This is a genomic window from Mesorhizobium sp. M7A.T.Ca.US.000.02.2.1, assembly GCF_003996995.1.
In the GTDB taxonomy this organism is placed as follows: domain Bacteria; phylum Pseudomonadota; class Alphaproteobacteria; order Rhizobiales; family Rhizobiaceae; genus Mesorhizobium.
Map to the genome: position 1 here is coordinate 1 of NZ_RZTT01000367.1, position 6,098 is coordinate 6,098.

Annotated in this window: 7 protein-coding genes and 3 pseudogenes; 4 read left to right on the forward strand and 6 right to left on the reverse strand. The window is 61.4% G+C overall.

Annotated elements, in window-relative coordinates; all coding sequences use genetic code 11:
* Together EOD15_RS26560 and EOD15_RS26565 are read left to right on the forward strand one after the other, a co-directional pair.
* A pseudogene (locus tag EOD15_RS26560) lies at positions 1-273 on the forward strand (4-hydroxyphenylpyruvate dioxygenase); the annotation flags it as partial.
* Between the two features lie 54 nt (positions 274-327).
* On the forward strand, positions 328-516 hold the full coding sequence (locus EOD15_RS26565; protein ID WP_127270132.1) for a type II toxin-antitoxin system prevent-host-death family antitoxin: 189 nt from the start codon (positions 328-330) through the stop codon (positions 514-516).
* Here EOD15_RS26565 and EOD15_RS26570 read toward each other — a convergent pair.
* From EOD15_RS26570 to hmgA, 5 genes and pseudogenes are all read right to left on the reverse strand, one after another.
* On the reverse strand, positions 513-1,049 hold the full coding sequence (locus EOD15_RS26570; protein ID WP_127321734.1) for a DinB family protein: 537 nt from the start codon (positions 1,047-1,049) through the stop codon (positions 513-515). The genes EOD15_RS26565 and EOD15_RS26570 overlap by 4 nt on opposite strands.
* Positions 1,050-1,053: 4 nt before the next feature.
* Positions 1,054-1,341 carry a hypothetical protein gene (locus tag EOD15_RS26575; RefSeq protein WP_127270135.1) on the reverse strand — a complete coding sequence of 96 codons (288 nt, stop codon included), beginning with the start codon at positions 1,339-1,341 and terminating at the stop codon, positions 1,054-1,056.
* Positions 1,342-1,345: 4 nt separating this feature from the next.
* Complete coding sequence (locus EOD15_RS26580) at positions 1,346-2,359, reverse strand: fumarylacetoacetate hydrolase family protein (protein ID WP_127321735.1); 1,014 nt, start codon at positions 2,357-2,359, stop codon at positions 1,346-1,348.
* Positions 2,356-3,242: pseudogene (locus EOD15_RS26585) on the reverse strand (MBL fold metallo-hydrolase). Before EOD15_RS26585 ends, EOD15_RS26580 begins: the two are co-directional and overlap by 4 nt.
* 11 nt (positions 3,243-3,253) lie before the next feature.
* Entirely contained in the window at positions 3,254-4,567 is a 1,314-nt protein-coding gene (hmgA, locus tag EOD15_RS26590) for a homogentisate 1,2-dioxygenase (protein ID WP_127408984.1), read from the reverse strand.
* A 120-nt stretch (positions 4,568-4,687) separates the two neighbouring features.
* Here hmgA and EOD15_RS26595 point away from each other — a divergent pair, with 120 nt between their 5' ends.
* Positions 4,688-5,131: a MarR family transcriptional regulator gene (locus EOD15_RS26595; protein WP_127320489.1), complete on the forward strand. Its 444-nt coding sequence runs from the start codon at positions 4,688-4,690 to the stop codon at positions 5,129-5,131.
* 154 nt (positions 5,132-5,285) lie between these two features.
* Positions 5,286-5,792 carry a DUF2380 domain-containing protein gene (locus EOD15_RS26600; protein ID WP_127269415.1) on the forward strand — a complete coding sequence of 169 codons (507 nt, stop codon included), beginning with the start codon at positions 5,286-5,288 and terminating at the stop codon, positions 5,790-5,792.
* A 7-nt stretch (positions 5,793-5,799) separates the two neighbouring features.
* On the opposite strand, the pseudogene tdh reads toward EOD15_RS26600, so the two are convergent.
* A pseudogene (gene tdh, locus EOD15_RS26605) lies at positions 5,800-6,098 on the reverse strand (L-threonine 3-dehydrogenase); the annotation flags it as partial.

Consider the following 6,098-nt stretch of genomic DNA (forward strand, 5'->3'; position numbering starts at 1 on the left):
TCGTACGACCGCGTGAACGGCCATGACGAACCGATCGAGCGCATGAAGAAGCACGGCATCCTGATCGATGGAGAAGGCGTCGTCGACGGCGGCATGACCAAGATCCTGCTGCAGATCTTTTCGAAGACCGTGATCGGCCCGATCTTTTTCGAGTTCATCCAGCGCAAGGGCGACGAAGGTTTTGGCGAGGGCAACTTCCGCGCGCTGTTCGAATCGATCGAGCAGGATCAGATCAAGCGCGGCGTGATCAAGGTGGACGGCAAAGCGGCGTAAGGTTACTCTCGCGGCCCGGCTTTGGCTTAAGGTTGGGCCTAGCGAGGTCGAGCCGTGCACGTCTCTATTACGGAAGCCAGAGCCAAACTGTCGGAACTCGTCAGGCGTGCAAATGCCGGCGAGGAGATCGTAATCACCCGGCGCGGCAGGGTCGTAGCGCGTCTCTTGCCGCCCCCCGGCAAGGAAAGACCTATCGGCGCCACCGCTGCTCTGAAAGGGCCGAGCGGCTTGACGATTAATTAGAGCCCCAACCGCTCGACCTCTCTCTCCCTCAGCTTCGCATCATAATAGAGCATAAACTCATCCAGTTGCGGCGGCTTGACCGACGTCCCCGAAAGCATGGCGTGCACCTGGCCGCGGTGATGGATGTCGTGCAGGAAGACATGGGCGAGGATATCGCCGATGCGCTCGGGGATCATGCCGTCCTCGCGCCGGTCGGTGATAACCTGCCGATTGAGGTCGTCGGCCGACAGTCTATCGCAAAAGGCGATCAGCCGCCGGTCGGCTGCGACCTGCACCGCAAACAACGCCCCCGGCTCGTCGAGGGGCACGAAGTCGTCATGGGCGGCAGCACCGAGACCACCCTCTTCGAGAAAATCGAGGTAGAGAAGATCGACCGCAAGGATGTGGTTGAGCGTCGCCTTGATCGATGGAAAGAAGCTGGTGCGTTCGGCCTCGAACTCACCTGGCTGGAGCGACAGCACCGCGCGGTAGAGCCGGTCGTTCGACCACAGATTGTTGCCGGCCATACGGCGCAGATGGTCGAGCAGGTTCACGAGATCATCCCCCTGCCCGCATCAGATGCAAGCCTGCCCCCATGATCGCGAATCCGGCAAGAACGATCAGCAGAAGCCGGTTCATGCGCCGCCGCATGGCTTGCGTTTCCTCGTCGCGCGCGACGTTCATGTTGGTGATGGTGTGGAACATCATCGCCTTGCGCGGAAAGCCGCTGCGGTTGGTCAGGCCGGGCGATCGCGCCTCAATGCGGTAGCTCAGCCGGATCGCCTGGATGAAGACCGCCAGTATGGCGAGTGCCCAGACACCGGCCAGAAGATAGTCCCCCGTCATGCCCTTACCTCTCGTATTTCTCGACCTTCTGCTCAATGGCGCCGAAGATCGAATGCCCAGTCTTGTTCTTCATCTCGATGCGCACCGTGTCGCCGAAGCGCAGGAACGGCGTTTTGGGTTCGCCTGACACAATGGTCTCGATCATGCGCAGTTCGGCGATGCAGGAATAGCCAGCGCCACCGGCCGAAACAGGCTTGCCCGGCCCGCCGTCGAGCTTGTTGGAGACGGTCCCCGAGCCGATGATCGTGCCGGCCGCCAATGGCCGTGTCCTTGCTGCGTGAACGATCAGCGCCGGAAAATCGAAGGTCATGTCGATACCGGCATTGGCCCGGCCGAACGGCTTGCCGTTGAGATCGGCGAGCAGCGGCAGGCTGACCTTGCCGCCATCCCAGGCATCACCCAGTTCGTCCGGCGTCACCGCGACAGGCGAAAACGCCGAGGACGGTTTTGACTGGAAAAACCCGAATCCCTTCGCCAGCTCCGGCCCCGTCAGCGCGCGCAGCGTGACGTCATTGACCAGCATCACCAGCCGGATCGCTGCCTTTGCTTCTTCGAGGTTGGCGCCCATCGGCACGTCGTCGACAATGACGGCGACTTCGCCTTCCATGTCGATGCCGAAGGCTTCGTCAGCCATGCGGATCGGATCGCGTGGCGGAATGAAAGTGTCCGAGCCGCCCTGGTAGATCAGCGGGTCGGTCCAGAAGCTCGCAGGCATCTCGGCGCCACGCGCCTTGCGCACCAGTTCGACATGATTCACATAAGCCGAGCCGTCGGCCCATTGATAGGCGCGCGGCAGCGGCGAGTGGGCGTCATGCTCGTGGAAGCGCTCCGCCGGCATCGCATTGTTCTCAAGCGATTCCGCTATTGTCGCGAGATGCGGGGCGACGCGGCGCCAGTCGTCGAGCGCCGCCTGCAGCGTGCGCACCAGGAACGAGGCGTCGGTGAAGCGTGTCAGGTCGCGCGAGACGACGACGAGTTTTCCATCGCGCGTCCCATCCTTCAATGTGGCAAGCTTCATGCGGTTTCCTCTCCTGCTGCAGCTTTGGCGCTGCTTAAGCCCACAACAAGACCGTCGCGGGCGATCGTCAAGTCGCCGGCCCATGTTTTCCTGACAGCGGCAGTCCAATCGGCCTCGCCGATCCCGGGATCGTCGGCCGGAATGAGATGATTGAGCACCAGTCTCTTGACGCTGGCATCGCTGGCGATGCTGCCGGCCTCTTCGGCAAAGCTGTGGCTGGCGAGCAGGTGGTCTTTCAGCCGCGCGCCATTGCCGGTCCTGGCCACCAGCCGCTCGATGCCTTCCTCCAGCATGGCTTCATGGACGAGGATATCCGCACTCCGGGCGAACTCCGCGAGCGGCGGATAAAAGACCGTGTCAGCGGAGAACACCACGCTTTTCCCGCCGTGTTCGAAGCGCAGGGCAAAACAGTCGGTCACCGGCGGATGCTCGACGCGCAGCGCCGAAACCGTCAAGCCGCCCTGCTCGAGTACCTGGCCTTCCCCGAATTCGACGATCGAAACCAGGCCTCGAATATCCGGCCGGCCCTCGTCGACGATGCGGATTTCGATATCGAACTCCATCGCCTGGCAAAAGCGCTGCCAGTAATGATCCGTGCCGGGCGGACCGAACACGTGGACCGGGGTCGCCAGACCCGCCGTCCAGGCGGTGTGGATCAGCGGCCCCAGTTCCAGCACATGGTCGGAGTGCAGATGCGTGATGAAGATCAGATCGAGCGATTTCAGGCCGATGCCGGCATCGACCAGACCGCGCGTGACGCCAAGTCCGCAGTCGACGACGATGCTGCGGCCGCCGATCTGCAGCAGCGAAGAGCTTGGCCACGGACCGCCTGGCCGCAGCGCAGGGCGCCCTTCGAGCCCAAAATCACCAACCGATCCGGCATTGGCTCGGTGCTCAAGACCAGTCGCCCTCGGGCGTGCCATTGAAACGCTTCTTCAGATCCGCCCAGCAGTCGATATAATTGTCCTGCCGGGTTTCGAGTTCGGCGCCGTAGCGGGTCAGCATTTGCGGAAATCGGGTCTCGAACATGAACGCCATGGTGTTGTCGAGCTTGACCGGTTTCAGGTCCGCGCGCGAGGCCTTTTCGAAGCCAGGCGCATCCGGTCCATGGGCCAGCATCAGATTGTGCAGACTGATGCCGCCGGGCACAAAGCCTTCTTCCTTGGCGTCGTACTGGCCATGGATCAGGCCCATGAACTCGCTCATGATGTTGCGGTGGTACCAGGGTGGCCGGAACGTGTCTTCGGCCACCAGCCAGCGTGGCGGGAAGATGACGAAGTCGATATTGGCCGTGCCCTCCTCGCCGCTGGGTGCCGTCAGCACAGTGAAGATGGACGGGTCGGGATGGTCGAACAGCAGCGCGCCGACAGGCGAAAAGGTAGCCAGATCATATTTGTAGGGGGCGTAATTGCCGTGCCAGGCAACGACGTCCAGCGGCGAATGGCCGATCTCGGTGACATGGAAATTGCCGCACCATTTCACCATCAGCCGGCACGGCGTTTCCTTCTCCTCGAACCAGGCGCAAGGCGTCTTGAAATCGCGCGGATTGGCCAGGCAATTGGCGCCGATCGGGCCACGGTCGGGCAGCGTCAGCTTGGCGCCGTAGTTCTCGCAGACGTAGCCGCGCACCTCCTTGTCGACCAGCTCGACCTTGAAGACCAGACCGCGTGGCAGCACCGCGATCTCGCCGGGCCGCAGTTCGATGGCGCCCATCTCGGTGACGAAGCGCAAAGCGCCGACCTGGGGCACGACAAGCAATTCGCCGTCGGCGTTGAAGAAATGATCGTCAACCATCGAGCGGTTGGCGACATAGACGTGTGCCGCCATGCCGGTCTGGCCGAGCACGTCGCCGGCGGTGGTGATGCTGCGCATGCCGGCGATAAAATCGGTCGGCTCTTTCGGCATCGGCACCGGATTCCAGCGGTATTGGCCAAGCGCCAACTCATGATCGCCGACATTGGGCGCACTCTTCCACAAGGGATAGCTCGCAGGCTTGAAGCGGCCAGTGTGCTTGACGCTTGGCCGGATCCGGTAGAGCCAAGAGCGCTCATTGGTGCCGCGCGGGGCGGTGAAGGGCGAGCCCGAAAGCTGCTCGGCATAGAGGCCGTAGGCCGGCCGCTGCGGGGAGTTCCGTCCTTGTGGCAGCGAATCGGGCAGCGTCTCGGTTTCGAAGTCGTTGCCGAAACCCGGCATGTAGGAAAAGGCCATTGCTTCCTCCCTGATCCAATCAGTGCGTCCTCACGCGCTCTGATATTGACCAAACTGGTTTCATTTGTAACCATCTAAAATGTAACTATCAATTCTCTGACGCCTAGCCGCTACGGAACCATGGAAATCCTTGAACTGGAAACCTTCCTGCCTTATCGGCTCCATCGCCTTGCCGATGCGGTCAGCCGAGAATTCTCGAGGATATACAAGGATCGTCACGGCCTCACGCGTCCCGAATGGCGCACGCTGGCCGGGCTCGGACAGCACGGCACGATGACGGCGACGGCGCTGGGCGAACAGTCGGCCATGCACAAGACAAAGGTTTCGCGCGCTGTCGCCGAGCTCGAACGGCGTCGCTGGCTGACGCGAAAACCGGACGAAAAAGACCGCCGTATCGAACATCTGACGCTGACCGGAACGGGACTTGCCGCCTATCGCGAGATGGTGCCGCTGGCGAAGGCGTTCGAACGCGATTTGCTGGCAAGGCTCAGCGCTGAAGAGCGCACGGCGATCACCAGCGGACTGGCTGCATTGGAGACCAGTCTGGTCCCGAGCAAGGGTTAGTCCAAGATCAAGCCAATCACTCTGAACGACAGAGTTCGAGCGAGACTGCGTGGGAGCTCCCACCACAGCCAAAGCATAGCATTGCCTTCGATTTGTTCGTGATTTGCGTTGTCAGGCCGCGTATAATGCCCATTACACCGACGGGAGGACTACGATGAGCATTCGCGCATTAAGTGTCCTGGTGACGCTACTTGTAGGCACCTGCACATTTGCGCAGGCCCAGCAGACAAAGCCGATGTCGATCGAAGTGTTCCCTTTCGAATTGGAGGACAAGAGCGCCGGGGCGGGAATAATTCCCCCGGATGAATATGACAGGCGCTATCTGTCGGAATCGGCACAAGTTGCAAAGGACATGCTCTCCCAGTCTGGGCGCTTTACAGTAATTGATGTGCCGGCGAGGGATACACAGGCTGCTGCGCCGCACGGATTGCGCAACTGCGCTGGTTGTGAAGGACCGATTGCCAAGGAGCACGGCGCGTCGCTTGCCTTGCTTGGCGTCGTAACGCGCGTCAACCGAACGGAACATACTATGTTCATTCGCATCCTTGACGCCGAAACCGGGAGACATGTTTCGGAGGGGTTTACCGATCTTCGCATGGGTGCGAACCACGCATGGCCCCGCTCCGTGAAATGGCTGATGAAAAACAGAATCCTGCGCTAGGCGGCATCTACCAGTCCATCACCACCTTGCCGGAACTGCCGCTGCGCATCGCATCGAAGCCGGCCTGAAAATCGTCGATGCCGATGCGGTGGGTGATCAGGCCGGAGACATCCAGCGGGCCCTGCACCAGCGCGATCATCTTGTACCAGGTTTCGAACATCTCGCGGCCGTAGATGCCCTTGAGATGCAGCATCTTGAAGATGACCTTGTTCCAGTCGATCTCGAAGCCGGTCGGCGCGATGCCCAGAATGGCGATCTTGCCGCCATTGTTCATGGTGTCGATCATGTCGCGGAAAGCGGGGGCGG